The organism is uncultured Methanobrevibacter sp. (genome assembly GCF_946184425.1).
GTDB lineage: Archaea > Methanobacteriota > Methanobacteria > Methanobacteriales > Methanobacteriaceae > Methanocatella.
In genome coordinates this window covers 1-16,459 of record NZ_CAMHFP010000014.1, presented here as the reverse complement: position 1 = coordinate 16,459, position 16,459 = coordinate 1, and the positions used below count along the sequence as shown (strand labels likewise).

Here is a 16,459-nt window from a genome sequence, read left to right as displayed (position 1 = left end):
TAAAAAATAATAGCATCTTATGGAAATTACAGATGAAAAACTATTAAAAATAGCTTTAATAACTTCTCTTATCGGAATAATCGGCCTGATTATATTCACCCCCACAATTGAAGTTAAGGAAATTGACATTAAGGACATCAACAGAGGAATGATAGACGAAGAGGTTAAAATCGATTGCGTGATTCAGGATATATCCCAATCAAGCTCCAAAAGCAGTTATTTTTTGACAGTTAATGATGGAACCGGACAGATGCCTTTAATAATCTTTGAAAGTCAGGCGGTCGAGATACAATCAAATAACTTGGACATCAATGATTTTAAAGACAAGAAAGTGGAGATTGTTGGAAAAATCACCGAATACAATTCACAGCTCGAATTAATTTTGTCATCGGGAGACAGTCTTAAAATAACTAGTTAAATATTTATTAACTAAAATTCAAAAATAATATAAAACAAATTTTAAGGATTTACTAATATGTCTGATAAAAAACGATTATTTGGAACATTTGGAGTTAGAAGAACTGCAAATGATGTATTAACCCCAGAATTCGCATCAAGACTTGCAGCGTGTTATGGAACACAAATTCAAGGCACTGTAGCTGTCGGAGGAGATACCAGAACATCAAGCCCTATGCTTATGGAAGCTGTAAAAGCCGGACTTTTATCTTCCGGATGTGATGTTGTGGATTTAGGAATTTTGCCGACACCAGCTGTTCAGTATGCCGTTCGCAAATATTACGACGGAGGAGTGATGATTACCGCTTCACACAATCCTCCAAAATATAACGGTCTCAAATTTTTGGATGAATTCGGTATTGGAATACCTGATGAAATGGATCTTGCAATCGAAAAACTGTACTTTGACGGAGAACCTAAAAGAGCACATTGGTCTGAAATTGGAAAATTATACAAAAATGACAAAATCATTGAGGAGTATATCGATGAAGCAATTTCCAAAGTTGATGCCAAGGCAATCAAAGAAGCAAATCTGAAAGTTGTCGTGGATTGCGGTTCAGGAGCAGGATCATACACTGCACCATACCTGATTAGAAAACTTGGCTGTGAAGTAACAACACTCAATTGTCAAGCTGACGGATTTTTCCCAGGCCGTGACCCAGAACCGATTGAAGAAAACTTGCAGGAGTTAATAAATGTTGTTAAAAATCTTAACGCAGATATCGGTCTTGCACATGACGGAGATGCAGACAGAACCATCTGCATTGATGAGAATGGCAGCTTTGTTTTGGGAGATAAAACATTCACACTTGTAGAAAAACAAATGTTTAAAGAAAACAATGGAGGAACAATCGTTACAACCGTTGCTACATCACAGGCAATTTATGATATTGCAGAAGAATACAACGGTAAAGTTATAGCCACCGCTGTTGGAGATTTGCTTGTAGCCCGTAAACTCAAAGAGGAAAATGGTCTGTTTGGAGGGGAAGAAAATGGCGGTTTAATTTTCCCTGACTTCGTTTATGGAAGGGATGCTGTAATGACTGTGGCAAAAATTTTAGAAACAATTGCCAAAGAGAAAAAAACATTGTCCCAATTAGTTTCAGAGCTTCCAATTTATTATTCAAGTAAAATGAAAATCGAATGTAGCGACGATCAAAAGCAGGAAGTAATGAACAACATTGCAGAAGAGATTAAAACTACAACAGATTTTAAATTAGACCTGACAGACGGTGTAAAAATCCTTAAAGAAGATGGATGGGTAATCATAAGACCATCCGGAACAGAACCAATTTTCAGATGCTTTTCAGAATCAGACTCACAGGAAAAAGCAGACGAAATGACCGAATGGGGAATGAGTTTAATTAAAAAATATAAAAAATAATTAAACTCCCACCATCACCAAATTTTATTCTCATTAAATTGATTTTATGAATAATTAAATCACAAGATATAGGATTTCATTAAATTAAAATAATCTTTTTTCTAAAATAAGCAAATGTAAAATAAAAATTAATAAAGTGTAGAACAGCAATCTACATCACAAAACCAAATATCTAAAAGTTTTCCAAACATTCCTCTTTTAAGAAAAATGCATCCTCATTATCCGGATTTCTAAGCAACACCTGATTAAAACTATCTACCGCTTCTTCAAATTTTCCCAATTCCATCAATACAACACCTTTATTTAATAAAAAGTCAATATTGTATTTTTCAAGAGAAATAGCTTTATTAAAGCAATCTAAAGCTTCATCGAATTTACCCAAATCAATGAAGGCATTGCCCATCCTATTGATTGCGGAAGCATCCATTTCAGAATCATCCAAACAAACTTCTACAGCTTTATTAAATGATTCGATAGCTTCTTCAGGTCTTCCCATATCAGTCAACAGATTACCGCGGGAGTTCCATACTTCAGGGTTTTCGCCATCAATTTGAATAAGCTTGTCATAAATCCTTAATGCCTGGTCATATCTTCCCAGCATTTCCAGAATAAATCCTCTCCAATACAAAACGATAGGATTGCTTGGAGCGAAATTATATGCAATGGTGCTTGATTTATATGCCTCATTAATATTTCCGGAATTTAAAAGGGCAATAGCCTTGTTGTTTAAAATATACTCATTGTCAGGCTCAATTTCCAATGCCTTGTCATAACATTCAATTGCATCAATGAACCTGCCCAATCTGGACAGGTTATCTCCCTGCTTGTTAAGCAAATAAACATCATTTGGATCCAGTCTTAAAGCGGCATCATAACACATTGTAGATTTATCAAACTTACCAGTGTCAAAAAGAATATCTGCCCTTTTCGTAATCATGGCCTTTTCATCTATCTTGTCTCCTTTCCAATCGTCAATGTTGAGCTTTTCAAAATAGATTATTTGGAACTCTTCGGATTTGTCGATTCTGCCACCATACATCTTCTTAAATTCACGAAGCATATCCTTTGCATCTTCAAATCCCTCCTGTCTGGCCAATTCCTCATTGCCTTCAATTTCACTGAACGGAATGTTTTCAACATCAGTTACGATGGCTTCAAAAATCTTCATTTTTTCTTTAGATACAAGATTCCAATAGCAATAAAGCCTATCACCTTTTTTAAGAGGAGTCTTCCAAGTTTTACGTATAGTTCTTGTTTTTTTACCAGTAATAACATCAATATCATTACTTGAAAAAGATAAAATTGGCAAATTGACACCTCCATTTAATATTAAATTATCTGCTCTCCAAATTCGGCGCTTTTCACTTTAACCTGACCGTCGAAATAAGGTTTGATTTCTTCAGCTATTTTTCTTAAGTCATGAGGATTCGGAACCTCCACTTTTTCAAGAGCCGGGTCTAAAACATTCTTATTTCTGAATTGCTGAAGAGTATAGATATCCCCTTCAATCTCATCAACAAGATTGAGGATATCCTTTTTAGTATGCAATGTCGGAACATAAGTTGTCCTTAACTCAAGATGAACATCAGGATTGCTGTTTATTAATTCCATTGACTTTTTAACCTTGAATCCGACATTAGATCCCGTAATCTTTCTGTATTTTGAAAAAGTTGTTTTGACATCCAAAGAAACATAATCGATAAGCTTAAGATTCAGAAGTTCACGTATCTTTTCGGGATAAATTCCACTGGTATCCAATTTTGTTTTAAGACCCAGTTCACGAACATATTTAAATATTTCTATGACCGCATCAGTCTGAACCAACGGTTCCCCTCCGGAAATTACAATGGCATCTAAAAAATCTGCAGAAGAATCTATCTCTTCTTTCACTTTTTCAAGAGACCATTCAGTTTTATCTTCAAATAATTCAACATTATGGCAATATCTGCAGGTTAATGGACAACCTGACATGAAAATAACCAGTGACATATTTCCATGAAATTCCACTGAAGATATTACCGTTCCACCGATAAACATTTAATTTAAAACCTCTTTCATAACATTAATAAATTTCTCATCCTCTTCAAGAGTGCAAATACTGATTCTTATCCAATATTCATCCAATCCCTTAAAAGAAGTACAATCTCTAACAATAATTCCACGTTTCATAAGTTCCAAAGCCAATTCAGATGCTGTAAAACCAGTGTCTTTAACACCAATCAACATGAAATTAGATTTTGATGGAAATACATTAAGTGAATCGATTTTTGATAATTCTTCATATAAATACTGTCTTGACTCAATTCCTTTTTCGATTGATTCGGCAATGTATTTTTTGTCTCTGAATGTGTTGAGAGCAGCGGCAAAAGATAATCTTGTAAGTGAAAATACAGGCTTAATCCTATGCATATATTCAATAATCTCCGCACAAGCCAAACCATAACCTATCCTCATACCAGCAAGACCTAAAACCTTGGACATTGTTCTGATTATGAAAATATTATCATATTCATTAATCAAATCCTTGTTTGTGACTTCGGAATATTCAAAGTATGCCTCATCGATTACAATGAGAATATTCGGATTTTTAGCTGCAATATCTGCAAGGATTTCTTTTCCGATTAAAGTTCCTGTAGGATTGTTCGGGCTGCATAAAAAAATCATTTTTGTTTTTTCGCTTATGCAGTCAAAAATTGAATCCACATCCAATTCGTTTTTATCCAAATCCCATTTGGCATAAACCGGATGGGCTCCATACTGCTGCAACAGGTATTCATAATACATGTAGGAAGGTAACGGAACAACAAATTCATCACCCTCATCAATGAATGTTTTTGCAAGCACATCTATGATTTCATCAGCTCCATCCCCACCAACAATAACCTGTGAGTCATCAACATCACTATACATAGCCATTTCATGAACCAGTTCTTTTAGCTGAGACTCAGGATATCTGTTAATTGACATGATTTCCTTTTCAATAGCTTCCATAGCCTTTGGAGATGGACCCCAGGGATTTTCATTTGAACCTAATTTAATAATTTCATCTTTATTTAAGTTGAATTCCTCTGCAATTTCATCTTGTGACCTGCCAGGAACATAGGAATCCATTTCATCTACAATTTGTCTTGGTTTCATAATTCAGTCTTCCTTATATTGTTTGGAAAGTTTGAGGTAGTTATCTGCATTATCTTGAATATGTTTAATCTGTTCTTCTGTGACCTGCTTGACTGCTTTGGCGGGGACTCCCAGTATTAAGCTTCCTTCTGGAAATTCCTTTCCCTCACTTACAACAGCACCTGCACCCACAATGGAATTTTTACCTATGCATGCGCCGTTTAAAACAGTTGCATTCATTCCAATCAAAACGTTGTCTTCCAGTTTGCATCCGTGAACAACTGCTCCGTGACCGACAGAGACATTCTTTCCTATTTCAACTGGAAAACCAGCAGTACAGTGAACAACACAATTATCTTGGACATTTGAATTGTCACCTATTGTGATTGAATCAGTATCCCCCCTTAAAACGGCACCATGCCAGATGGATACGTCTTCTCCCAATTCAACATCACCAATTACTTGTGCACCAGGGCATATTACAATAGAGTCTTTTTTATTTTCCATAATATCGCCAATTATTTTTTCTTATTTTTATCTTGTATGATATGATTTTGTTTTACCAATACACGGGTATCGGAGGGTACATCATCATATAACAAAACCCCAGATCCAATAGTGGAATTGTGGCCGACCTTTACTCCAGGAGAAAAACTGGAGTTGATTCCTGTTTTAACAGAATCTCCAATGATTGAACCAAGCTTACGCCTTCCACTGTCTATCATCTTATTTTTGATTTTGGTTTTGACGGATTGATTGTCGAATCTCAGGTTAGCAATGTTAGTTCCGGCAGCTATGTTACAGTTGGATCCTATCACAGAATCTCCAACATAACTTAAGTGGCTGACGTTAGTGTTTTCCATGACAATTGAATTTTTGATTTCAACTGCATTACCAACGTGAACATTATCGCCAAAGTAGGAATTACCACGAATATAGGAATTAGGACCAATATCACAGTTTTTACCTATGTACACATTTCCTTCAATGTAAACTCCGGCACGAATGATACTTCCCTCATCCAGAAATACTTCCCCATGAATATGAGCCCCATCCTCTATAGTTCCTTTGATTTCTGTTTTAAGTTGACCTATCAGTTCCTCATTAACTTCAATCAATTCCCATGGACGACCCACATCAATCCAATCCTTGTTGGTTTTATGGCCAATTACCTTTTTGTCATCTTCAATCTGCATAGATAATGAGTCAGTAATTTCGTATTCTCCTCTTTCGGAGATTTCTGTATTTTTAATCTTATCAAAAATATCTTTATTAAAAATATAGATTCCTGTGTTGACAAGATTGCTTGGAGCATCTTCCTTTTTAGGCTTTTCAACAATATTTTTAATGTTTCCGTCTTCTATTTCAACAACACCAAAAGCTGAAGGGTCTTCCACTTCAGTCAATACCATCAATGTGTCAGGATTCATATAATTATACTTTTTAATAATTTCATTGATGATTTCATCATCAAGAATGATATCTCCATTCAGAACAATTAGACTGTCTTCAATGAAATCTTCCCCATAGGAAATTGCATTTGCAGTTCCCAGGAAATCTTTTTGAGTTTTATAAGTTATGTTAACGCCGAAATCACTACCGTCACCAAAGTAGTCACGAACCATCTCTTCTTTGTACCGCACAATTAATAAAATATCAGTTATACCGTTGTTTCTTAATGATTCGATATTATATTGTATGATTGGCTTTCCGGCAACTGGCAACATGGTCTTAGGCTTTGTAAGTGTTAACGGCCTCATTCTGGACCCTTCACCAGCACTTAAAATAATCGCTTTCATTTTATATCCCCTTATAAAATTATCTTATAATGATATATGTTTAACTCCTTACTTATTAATTAACTTTCCTAAAAAAATAAGTAATTTTAAATATGAGTTAAAATAGAGTCAAAATATAATTAGCTATTATTATAACAATAATAGTGAAACTAAAAAGGAGATTTTAAAATGACAGTATATGTTTGTTTACACTGTGAATACAGATTTGATACAGAAAAAGGCGACCCTGCATACAATATCCCTGCTGGAAAAACTCCTGCAGACATGCCAGATGACTGGGTTTGCCCAGAATGCGCAGCTCTCGGAATAGACGCATTTATCGCAGAAGAAGAATAAATTTCTTCTTCAATTACTATTTTTATTTATTTAAATTTTAATGAATTCCCTGCTTTTTTTAAAAAGAATATTTTAAACATGAAGAAATTATAGAAAAAATAAAAAAAAGATAAGAGAATGAAATCTCTTGTTTAATCTAAATATCATATCCTAAATCAATCTTATAGGAACTTGCAGCATATCTACTGTCACCGGCGAATCGTATAGTGACAGTTCCAGGTCTTCCACCACTGACAGTGATAGAATCACCAGAATAACCATTGGCAGTGTAACCACCTGAATGGATTAATGTTACCGGTTTTCTCAATATTTCTCCAGTATTATCCTTTAAAATTACAGAAACCCTCACAGCGTAAGTGTGGGAGTGATATCCATCATGTGTAGCATAGAAAACTAACGGCATCTCATAATCTAATTTTGTAGGTATTTTGTTTACAATGTTAATATAGCTGGTTGCAGCGGCCGCATTATATTTGGCATTGGCCTTAATGTTGATTACAACCTTATGACTGCCTTTTGCAAGAGTTTTGGTACTTATGCTGGCTACACCTTTAGCATTGGTTTTTACCACAAGTGTGGAGAATTTGGATCCGGTGTAAATCTTAACTGTAAGTGCAACACCAGGTACAACTTTGCCTGATACCTTATTTTTAACAGCTATATTAAATGTGCCCATTTTAAATGCATTTGATACCCTTGGAGCGTAAATGCTGTAACTTGCCTTTGAAACTGAAATTGAACTGATTTTATTTGTGCCTGTGCAATATGCAGGCTGAGCATTGCTTACAATAACTTTATGAGCACCAATTGCAAGTGTGGACGCAGCGTATTTGGCAACTCCCAAAGAATTGGTGTTTACATATACAGCCCTTGCTGAACGGCCAGTGTAGATAGTCAATTTAAGCTTAACTCCACCAACAGCATTTTTGGTTTTGGTGTTGACTACCTTGACCTGGAAATATTTTCCTGAATCGTATGGTGTTGACAGCTTATATGGGGCGATTGTAATAGGTGCTTTGAGAATTCTGATATTGGATAATTTTACAGATTTTGCATTAATGTTTTTGTCTGAAACTGTTGCAGTTGCTGTGTAAGTTCCAGGGGCAAATGGAACCTTATAGGTAGCCTTACCTGCGGAATTGGTTGTTAATGTAACAGATTTTCCATTAATTGCAATATTTACTTTTTTACCTGACAAAGGTGCATTAGTCTTTGCATTGGTTAAAGTCACAGTTATGGTCTTGTCACCATAATAGGAACCTGATTGCACCAATGTTAATTTACCTTCAACATTTTCAATAATTTTAGTATTGTAAGTTACAGGAGCGGAATTTCCTTCAAAAACACAGCGAACTGCAGTACCGTTAGTCATTGCACTGCCCTGACTGTCAGCATCATTATATCTGAATGTCGCATCTTCCACAATAGCATCAGCCACTCCACTGAAAGATAATGCACCGCCGGTTCCCGCATAATTTGACTCGAATAAAGTGTTGCCTGAAACTCTGAAATATCCTTTAACACCATATTTAACATGATCAGGAGCTGCGTAAAGTCTAATAGCTCCCCCATACGTATTAGCTTCATTTCCTATAAATTTAGAGGTACCGTGAATAATCAATCCGTAAGTTTGTGAGAATTCATCGCCATCATCTTCAACAATCACGTAACCATTGTTCATATAGATAGCTCCACCTCCCTCGCTGGCATAATTGTCATAAAATTCACCGTTAAGAATATCGGTGTATTGGAAATTGAATATTGCACCACCATATTTTGCTTGATTCTCCCTGAATACAGTGTTTTTTATATAGCTTTTAGCAGCACCATCAGCAAATAACTTATCCTGAGTGTCAGAATCCAAATATATAGCTCCACCATAACTACTAGCACGATTATTTTCAAAAGTAGAACCTGATATTGTTACAGATTCATCTCCATAATCAGGATAAAAAGCATAAATTGCCGCACCATTCTCAGCACGGTTACCTGTGAATTTACAGTTATTGACCACAAGACGTCCTGAAGTATATATTGCTCCACCATCCTTTTCCGCCACATTATCTATGAATTGACAATTATTAACAGTAGTTAAATTATTTAGAATAAATAATGCAGCACCACCTTCATAATCGTCAAATCCGTTTACAAATTTTATGTTATTTAAAACAACACCATCAGAATAGATTAAAAATATTCCCTTATACTCTTGCGCATCAATAGTGTGTCCGTTACCGTTGATTGTCAGAGGTTTATTGATTTCAACTCCATAACCCTCAAAATCAGAGTCACAATAATAATCAGAAGTTAATGAAATTGTTGATCCTGATTTTGCATTGTCAATCAAATTCTGAAGATCATAGAAAGATTTTTCATTTAATTTAAGTACATTGTCAACTGTTTCATCATCATTTTCAACAGATGCCAAATTATTATCATTTAAATCATCTGTTAATTCCACATTACCATCCGTAGAATCGATTACTGTCTCATTGTTCACATCAGCAGCGCTTACTGAAGATACAGTTCCGACAGCAATTATAAATAAAAGTAAAATTAACAGGTTTTTCCTATTAAACATGATTTTAGTCTAATGCCCAAAGTATATATACTTATGCCAATAAAGAAACCAGAAGGTTTAATTGAGCTATAAGTGTAATATTTATATTACAATGACAAAATTAACAGCAATAACGTGTTTAAAGACTGTTTAAAAAGATTAAACAAGATTAAATTTTTTAAATAGATATTACAAAGTATTTTACACCCCATTCCAATTAAAAGAAGATAAAAATTTATTTAGATACATTAAACTCAATTAAATAAAAAAAAACTTATAGAAAACTTTTTCTTTCATTGAAAAAATTAGATATACAAGTTTAAATAGAATAAAAATCATAAATTATAATGTTAAACAAAAAAATCATACAGATTCTTTTTTTCTCATAAAACAATAAGTTCATTCAATGCTCATAATACCTAAATTGACAATATAAAAGTTTTTATTAAAAATAAAGTGAAAAAATAAGTTATTGAATGATTAAAACTAATATAATGTAACTGATTTGAAATATCCCACCATATAGCCATTTTTGAATAAATCAAAATTAATTTATAATATTAAATTTATAAAATTAATCGATGGATAAAAGAACGGCAATATTTGTGGTCGCAAGTATCGTAATTTTTTCAGCGATGCTTGGAATAATTGGTGTGGACAAGGTATGGAATGCTTTGAAAATGGCTAATATGATGTTAATAGGATTGGCCATAGCATTGCAGATTATTACTTTTCTTTTGTACAATCTCCGCTGGAATATGCTTAACAAAACAGCAAATATAAACATAAGTTTTAAAACATTGCTTCCGATTACAATGGTCGGATTTGCCATTAACAACATCACACCTTCAGGTCGTGGCGGAGGAGAACCTGTAAGGGCATATATCCTTGCAAAAGAACATGGATACAAAATTAAGGAGACATTTGCTACCGTTGTTGCAGACAGAGTATTGGACACATTTCCGTTCATCGTTTTGACAGTCATTACAATATTCACATTAAGTTTTAGTCCGAATATCCCTGATTGGCTTATAGTAATTATGATTATAGCCGCAATAGCCATCATTCTGATTTTGATTATTCTTGTTTATATGTGTATCAATTTAAATTTCGGAAATCGTATTGAGAAATTTATATTTAGATTAACCAACCGATTTAAAAAGGATTCAGAGCATCTGGAAGAAACAATACACGAAAACATTAACGGTTTTCAAAATACAATGAATCTTCTGATTTCAAATAAAAAAGTATTATACACCACAATTCCATTGTCATTTCTAATCTGGATTGTTGAAATTTCAAGAGTGTACTTCGTCTTTTTGGCATTTGGAGCAGTGACAAGTTTTTCACTAATTGGAGAAGTGTTCATCGTTGCATCACTTATAGGAATGATTCCATTGCTTCCAGGAGGTCTTGGAGCAGTTGACGGAACAATGATATACCTGTATTCAACTTCAGGCATTTCAACTGCAATAACCGCACCTGTAACCGTTGTTGAAAGGATGATTTCATTTTGGATGGCAACAATCATAGGGCTTGTAATCCTGCCACATTACGGATCATCAATTCTTGAGAGAATATCTCCAAAGGCATCAACCGAAGAGCTTGAAAAATCTCTTAAAAATGAATCAGATAATCAATAAAATGTTAAAAATAAAAAAAAATAGTTAGATGAGTAACTCATCTATAAGTTTTCATTAATAATTTCCACACAGGTTTCTTTAATTTCTTCAGCCCTTTTTGCATCACGGGATTCCAAAGTTATTCTGATGTAGTCTTCAGTTCCGGATGGTCTTACCAAAACCCAACTGTCATCTTCAAATGTTAATCTAACACCGTCGATTGAGTTGATTTCACGAATATCATCAAATGCTCCTTTAAGCAACTCTTCCATATTTTCCATGACTTTGATTTTTGCTTCCTTAGAGCAGGTAATTTTTTCACGAATATTAGGATATGAAGGAATTTCAGCTAAAAGATTGGATAATTTGCCTTTCCTAGAAACCAATTCTGCCATTCTTAAACCTGACAGGATTCCATCAGGACACATGCAGAAATCAGGATGCAACCATGTTCCGGATGGTTCGCCTCCAAATGCGGCATTCTTTTCAATGATTACTTCAGCCACATTTACATCACCAACAGGAGTTCTTAAAACTTCACCTTTTACGGATTCATCCATACATAATCCTGCATCAACAGTTGTTACAATGTCACCATCAAATTCCTTGGATATTAATGCCAGCAATGAATCAAATGGGGAAATATCTCCATTTTCATCAACAGTAATCATTCTGTCAGCATCACCATCATGTGCAATACCCAAATCAGCTCCAATAGCTACAACTGTTTTCATCAATGTCTGAAGGTTTTCTGCATTAGGTTCAGGATTTCTTCCCGGGAAAAATCCATCCGGTTGTGAGTTAAGGGTGGTAACTTCACATCCCGCTTTTCTAAATACTAAAGGTGATATTTCACTTCCCGCACCTGATGCACAGTCAATAACAACTTTAAGACCTTCTTTAATATCCACCATTGAAACCAAATCATCAATATACTGGCCTTTAATCTCTTCATTTATACTTAAACGACCTATTTTATCCCAAGTTACGGAAATGTAGGATTTTTCGCCATAAATTTCTTCAATTTTAGCTTCCTGAGCAGAAGTGTATGCCATTCCATTTTTATTCCATAATTTAATTCCGTTATATTGGGAAGGGTTATGGGACGCAGTAAGCATGATTCCCGCATCGGCACCTAATTTTTCGGTAGCATAACCTACCAACGGTGTTGGAACCATACCAATTTTGATTACATCCACACCACTTTCAAGCAATCCTGCACAAATTGCCTGATCAAGCATTTTATTTGTTGTCCTTGTATCATATCCAAGAACAACAGAACCTTCATTACCCAAATAGTAAGCTAAGGATTTACCGACATTCAATGCAAGTTCACATGTTACTTCAGAGCCAATCTTTCCTCTTATTCCAGATGTTCCGAAAAGTTTTTTAGCCGCCATTTCATCACCTAAGCTCCAAATTTATGAGCATAATTCATTAAATCCATCATAATATTCATTACATCAGCACCCCTAATTCTGTTTAATCCTCCTTTTGCACAAGCACGTTCTGAGAATTCTTTAACATCATCAGTTCTGACTTCAGGACCTCTGATTAATACCGGCACAGGATCTCCTGAGTGATTCATTACAGAGATAGGTGTTGAGTGGTCTGCAGTCAAATAAATATAGACATCTTCAAGCTTTATCAGTTCACTCATTACAACTTCATCGACCTTTTCAATGAATTCCTTTTTCTCTTTTGTCTGTCCGTCATGTCCAGCCTCATCAGCACCATCGATGTTTATAAGGAAAAAGTCATGTTCTGAATTTTTAACCTGATCTACAATTGTATCCCTAATGTTTTCTAAATTGGTGTCAATTCCACCAGTTACATCGTCCATTTCAATAATGTCCATGCCTGCAAATCTTCCAATACCCATAATAAGACCTGTTTCCGCTATGCATGCTGAATTAACTTCATATTTTTCATTTAATGATTCCACAACAGGAACTTCACCTGCCCCACGAGGAATGACAATATTTGCAGGAGGCAAACCTTCTTCAATTCTTTTTAAGTTAACAGGATGATCTTTAACCATTTCATAAGTTTTTACAACTAATTTATTCAATATGTCTGCAGTTTTCGCCGCTTCAGGAGTATCGTCCAAAGCTTTTACTTCTTTTGGTTTATTTCCTTCAACTTTAGGGTCTGCATCACTTACTTTACCTGAAAGCCCTTCACCCCTTAAAACTAAAACTGCCCTATGGCCTGTGGATTCCTTGAAAATGATTTTGATGTCTGGATAGTCTTCCAAAACCATTGTGTTCAACACATCGACTATTTCTTTTGTGCCTTCTTTGATTCTGCCTGCACGCCTGTCAGTTACTATTAGGTTTTCATCTGCAGTTGAGAAATTGCATCTGAATGCAATGTCTCCAGGCAATACATCAACACCGACACCATTTGCTTCAAAAGGACCCCTTCCAGTATATACTTCATAAGGGTCATATCCTAAAATGGACAAGTGTGCGGTATCACTTCCAGGAATAATACCTGGAGCGATTGAATCCATAATCCCAGTTATTCCTTCTTCAGCCATTTTATCCATATTTGGAGTATTTGCAGCTTCAAGAGGAGTTTTATTTCCCAATTCTTTAATAGGACGGTCACCCATACCATCCATGATTAAAATAAGACCTTTCATAAATATCACCTAATAAAATATACTAATATAATTTTTATATTTAATAGTTAAAATAATTTATTTAAAATTAACTTTGAAAAAATGAAATTATGTTGAATATTGAAAATAAAAAATAGATTAAAATAAATTCATTAAGAAAATTCCAACAAGTGCACCTGCGATTGTTGCAAGAAGATTTACATGTTCATTGGTCATCCAACCATGATTTTCAAAAAGAGCACCTAAAATACTATCTATAAAACAACCTACAGTTCCGGAAACAACTGCAACCACTATTGCAGCTACAAAATCAAATTCAACACCTAAAAGGAATGCTGCAATACCAATTATTGCCGCCCCAATTATTGCAATTAGAGTTCCTAAAGGAGATACGGCACCGTTTGTACCAGGGTCCACAGCCTGAAGAGTTGTAATCAGGCGAGGATGCTGATCCAATACCCCAATTTCGGAAGCCAAAGTATCGGCAGTCGCTGTTGCAATGGCTCCTATAAAACCACCTACAAAAGTAGAATAGTACCCTCCAAATGCAGCCATGAAACATGCCACAACACCATTTGAAATAACATTTTTGGAAGTTCTTCTTCCTTCAAATTCACCTAAGGACATCTTATATTTTTTAGAGAATTTTGTTGCAAGAAGTGACATGACAAGAAACAGGACAATTAAAATCAACCAATTTGCTCCCGCTGAAAAGATAATTACAATACCCATGATAATCATGACTGCTGATCCGAATAAATCCAGGGATTTTCTTCTGTATGTAATAAAACCTAGAATAAATAAAAGAATAACATATGCCCAATTAATCATATATGTTTCATTCATAATTACACTACTTCTCACTTTTTATAAATATTTGTTTAAGAGCATATAAATAACTTACTTAATAACATTGCCGTTCGAAAAACAGGTAAAATTTACTATGCAAAATTATTAAAAGTTACTATCATAATATTTATTGAAAATTATTTGCTATAAAAAATATTACTCATATATTAAATTAAAATAAAGAGAAGACATATAATTGGAAAAAATAATTAGCCAATCTACATAAATTTATTCAACTTTGATAATTTTGTAAAAGGGTGTCCGCCAAAATTAATTTTTGAATTTTTGTGAAAAAATTTTTTGCTTTAATTTTTATTATTTTTCTATCATAGTAATTTAAAATTCGTAATTTTAAATTTTTTAGATTATTTATTTGTTTTTAGTTGTTTGGATTTATTTTATTTTTTTATTTTTAATTTAATTGATTTTTAAACAGTTGAGTTTATATACTTTGTTGTATATATTTTATATTAAGTATAATTAGTTTTGGTGTTGTTTTTTATGGTTAAAAGAAAATTTGATAAGAATCAAGCAAAATTAGGAATTAAGACATTAGATTGAAATGTTCCAAAGGATCATATTTCTCGTTTTGTGGTCGAATTTATTGATGAAGTTTTTCCACTTTTGGAAATCAAAGAACCTAAGAAAAAGAAAGGAAGGGACTCCCTTCCTGTTGATTCTATGTTAAAATTACTGGTTTATGCTAAAATCCAATATATTGATAGAACATCCATAATTACAGACATGGCAAGGTACCATGATATATTTAAATACGTTTGTGATGATATCAGACCATCAGAAAGATCAATTCAAAGATACAGGAGAGAATATGGCTGTTATTTCGAAGTATTATTGAAAATGACCTTAAAAAAGGTCTTTGATGAAGGATTCACTGATTTTAATCACGTTGCAATTGATGGAACCATCAAAAAAGCATACAATTCCAACAACACCACCATTACCAAAAAAGAAACACAAATATTGGTAGATTACTACGAAGGACGACCAATAGACTCTGAAAGCCTTGAAAAACTTCACAAACCTGCCCAAAGATTACTGGAAAAGAAAGACATGAATGATGAAGATAAATTAGAACTATTATATGGAATAGAAACACAATTCACATTCACAGGACAAGACAGAATACCTGTAAATGATATAGAAGCCAGATTTATGAAAGGAAAGAAAGGAAACTTCATGTTGCCTATAATATCTAATCTGCAGTCGATTATGACACCAAACTAATCTGTGCAATAAACGTCACACAAAACCCTACAGACCATTATGAACTACCAAACATCGCAGAAAAAGCAATAAGAAACATACAAACCAAACCAAAATACATAAGCCCGACACAATATACTTAAACCAAATATCATTATCCTACCTTGCAGATAAAAAATAGATGGATTAATACCAACTAGAAAACAATCCAAAGAAAAAACAGGTAAAATAAACGAAAATCCCCATCATAAAGACAATTTCATATACGATTATGAATTAGATGCATTCAAATGCCCAGAAAACCAATATATGCATCACTTTAAAACATACACTGAACCACACAAAGACCCAGAAAAACCAGATAAAATAAAAAGACTATACAATAACTACGAAGCATGTAAACACTGTCCATCAAGAAACAAATGCTGTTCATCCTCACAAACACACAGAACCATCACAGAATACGGTTCAGAAATGCAAAAAGCA

Annotated in this window: 14 protein-coding genes; 5 read left to right on the top strand and 9 right to left on the bottom strand. The window is 34.1% G+C overall.

Translation table 11 applies throughout. From position 1 onward, the window contains the following. Positions 1-19 precede the first annotated feature (19 nt). Complete coding sequence (locus Q0P94_RS04395; RefSeq protein WP_295114163.1) at positions 20-418, top strand: RNA-binding protein; 399 nt, start codon at positions 20-22, stop codon at positions 416-418. A gap of 57 nt (positions 419-475) precedes the next feature. After that, positions 476-1,840 (top strand): phosphoglucosamine mutase, encoded by a 1,365-nt coding sequence (glmM, locus tag Q0P94_RS04390; RefSeq protein ID WP_295114161.1) that lies wholly within the window; start codon positions 476-478, stop codon positions 1,838-1,840. Positions 1,841-2,012: 172 nt separating this feature from the next. Here glmM (Q0P94_RS04390) and Q0P94_RS04385 read toward each other — a convergent pair whose 3' ends face one another. The 5 genes from Q0P94_RS04385 to glmU are packed head-to-tail and all read right to left on the bottom strand — an operon-like array spanning position 2,013 to position 6,756. Next, entirely contained in the window at positions 2,013-3,149 is a 1,137-nt protein-coding gene (locus Q0P94_RS04385; RefSeq protein ID WP_295114159.1) for a tetratricopeptide repeat protein, read from the bottom strand. A 20-nt stretch (positions 3,150-3,169) separates the two neighbouring features. Beyond that, positions 3,170-3,877, bottom strand: coding sequence for an anaerobic ribonucleoside-triphosphate reductase activating protein (locus Q0P94_RS04380; protein WP_295114157.1), 708 nt, complete (start codon positions 3,875-3,877; stop codon positions 3,170-3,172). Then, a complete protein-coding gene (hisC, locus tag Q0P94_RS04375) occupies positions 3,878-4,978 on the bottom strand; it encodes a histidinol-phosphate transaminase (RefSeq protein WP_295114155.1) in 1,101 nt (366 codons plus the stop codon). A 3-nt stretch (positions 4,979-4,981) separates the two neighbouring features. Next, complete coding sequence (locus Q0P94_RS04370) at positions 4,982-5,464, bottom strand: gamma carbonic anhydrase family protein (RefSeq protein ID WP_295114153.1); 483 nt, start codon at positions 5,462-5,464, stop codon at positions 4,982-4,984. An 11-nt stretch (positions 5,465-5,475) separates the two neighbouring features. Next, positions 5,476-6,756, bottom strand: a complete 1,281-nt coding sequence (glmU, locus tag Q0P94_RS04365; protein WP_295114151.1) for a bifunctional sugar-1-phosphate nucleotidylyltransferase/acetyltransferase — start codon at positions 6,754-6,756, stop codon at positions 5,476-5,478. Between the two features lie 168 nt (positions 6,757-6,924). On the opposite strand from glmU, the gene Q0P94_RS04360 reads away from it, so the two are divergent. Continuing rightward, positions 6,925-7,092 (top strand): rubredoxin, encoded by a 168-nt coding sequence (locus Q0P94_RS04360; protein ID WP_292805434.1) that lies wholly within the window; start codon positions 6,925-6,927, stop codon positions 7,090-7,092. Between the two features lie 136 nt (positions 7,093-7,228). On the opposite strand, the gene Q0P94_RS04355 is transcribed toward Q0P94_RS04360, so the two are convergent. Then, positions 7,229-9,673 (bottom strand): hypothetical protein, encoded by a 2,445-nt coding sequence (locus tag Q0P94_RS04355; protein WP_295114149.1) that lies wholly within the window; start codon positions 9,671-9,673, stop codon positions 7,229-7,231. A 560-nt stretch (positions 9,674-10,233) separates the two neighbouring features. Here Q0P94_RS04355 and Q0P94_RS04350 point away from each other — a divergent pair. Continuing rightward, positions 10,234-11,295: a UPF0104 family protein gene (locus Q0P94_RS04350; protein ID WP_295114147.1), complete on the top strand. Its 1,062-nt coding sequence runs from the start codon at positions 10,234-10,236 to the stop codon at positions 11,293-11,295. Positions 11,296-11,336: 41 nt separating this feature from the next. On the opposite strand, the gene glmM (Q0P94_RS04345) is transcribed toward Q0P94_RS04350, so the two are convergent. The 3 genes from glmM (Q0P94_RS04345) to Q0P94_RS04335 form a co-directional block, all read right to left on the bottom strand. After that, positions 11,337-12,674 (bottom strand): phosphoglucosamine mutase, encoded by a 1,338-nt coding sequence (gene glmM, locus Q0P94_RS04345; protein ID WP_295114145.1) that lies wholly within the window; start codon positions 12,672-12,674, stop codon positions 11,337-11,339. 8 nt (positions 12,675-12,682) lie between these two features. Further along, positions 12,683-13,921: a 2,3-bisphosphoglycerate-independent phosphoglycerate mutase gene (locus tag Q0P94_RS04340; protein WP_295114143.1), complete on the bottom strand. Its 1,239-nt coding sequence runs from the start codon at positions 13,919-13,921 to the stop codon at positions 12,683-12,685. Positions 13,922-14,038: 117 nt separating this feature from the next. Beyond that, positions 14,039-14,749: a TIGR00297 family protein gene (locus tag Q0P94_RS04335; protein ID WP_295114212.1), complete on the bottom strand. Its 711-nt coding sequence runs from the start codon at positions 14,747-14,749 to the stop codon at positions 14,039-14,041. A gap of 591 nt (positions 14,750-15,340) precedes the next feature. On the opposite strand from Q0P94_RS04335, the gene Q0P94_RS04330 reads away from it, so the two are divergent. Then, a complete protein-coding gene (locus tag Q0P94_RS04330; RefSeq protein WP_295114141.1) occupies positions 15,341-15,994 on the top strand; it encodes a hypothetical protein in 654 nt (217 codons plus the stop codon). Positions 15,995-16,459: the final 465 nt, after the last annotated feature.

Excerpts from the sequence above, each read along its gene's own strand:
- Q0P94_RS04395 (WP_295114163.1), top strand. The coding sequence starts at position 20 with ATGGAAATTACAGATGAAAAACTATTAAAAATAGCTTTAATAACTTCT.
- glmM (WP_295114161.1), top strand. The coding sequence starts at position 476 with ATGTCTGATAAAAAACGATTATTTGGAACATTTGGAGTTAGAAGAACT.
- Q0P94_RS04380 (WP_295114157.1), bottom strand. The coding sequence starts at position 3,877 with ATGTTTATCGGTGGAACGGTAATATCTTCAGTGGAATTTCATGGAAAT.
- hisC (WP_295114155.1), bottom strand. The coding sequence starts at position 4,978 with ATGAAACCAAGACAAATTGTAGATGAAATGGATTCCTATGTTCCTGGC.
- Q0P94_RS04370 (WP_295114153.1), bottom strand. The coding sequence starts at position 5,464 with ATGGAAAATAAAAAAGACTCTATTGTAATATGCCCTGGTGCACAAGTA.
- glmU (WP_295114151.1), bottom strand. The coding sequence starts at position 6,756 with ATGAAAGCGATTATTTTAAGTGCTGGTGAAGGGTCCAGAATGAGGCCG.
- Q0P94_RS04360 (WP_292805434.1), top strand. The coding sequence starts at position 6,925 with ATGACAGTATATGTTTGTTTACACTGTGAATACAGATTTGATACAGAA.
- Q0P94_RS04355 (WP_295114149.1), bottom strand. The coding sequence starts at position 9,673 with ATGTTTAATAGGAAAAACCTGTTAATTTTACTTTTATTTATAATTGCT.
- Q0P94_RS04350 (WP_295114147.1), top strand. The coding sequence starts at position 10,234 with ATGGATAAAAGAACGGCAATATTTGTGGTCGCAAGTATCGTAATTTTT.
- glmM (WP_295114145.1), bottom strand. The coding sequence starts at position 12,674 with ATGGCGGCTAAAAAACTTTTCGGAACATCTGGAATAAGAGGAAAGATT.
- Q0P94_RS04340 (WP_295114143.1), bottom strand. The coding sequence starts at position 13,921 with ATGAAAGGTCTTATTTTAATCATGGATGGTATGGGTGACCGTCCTATT.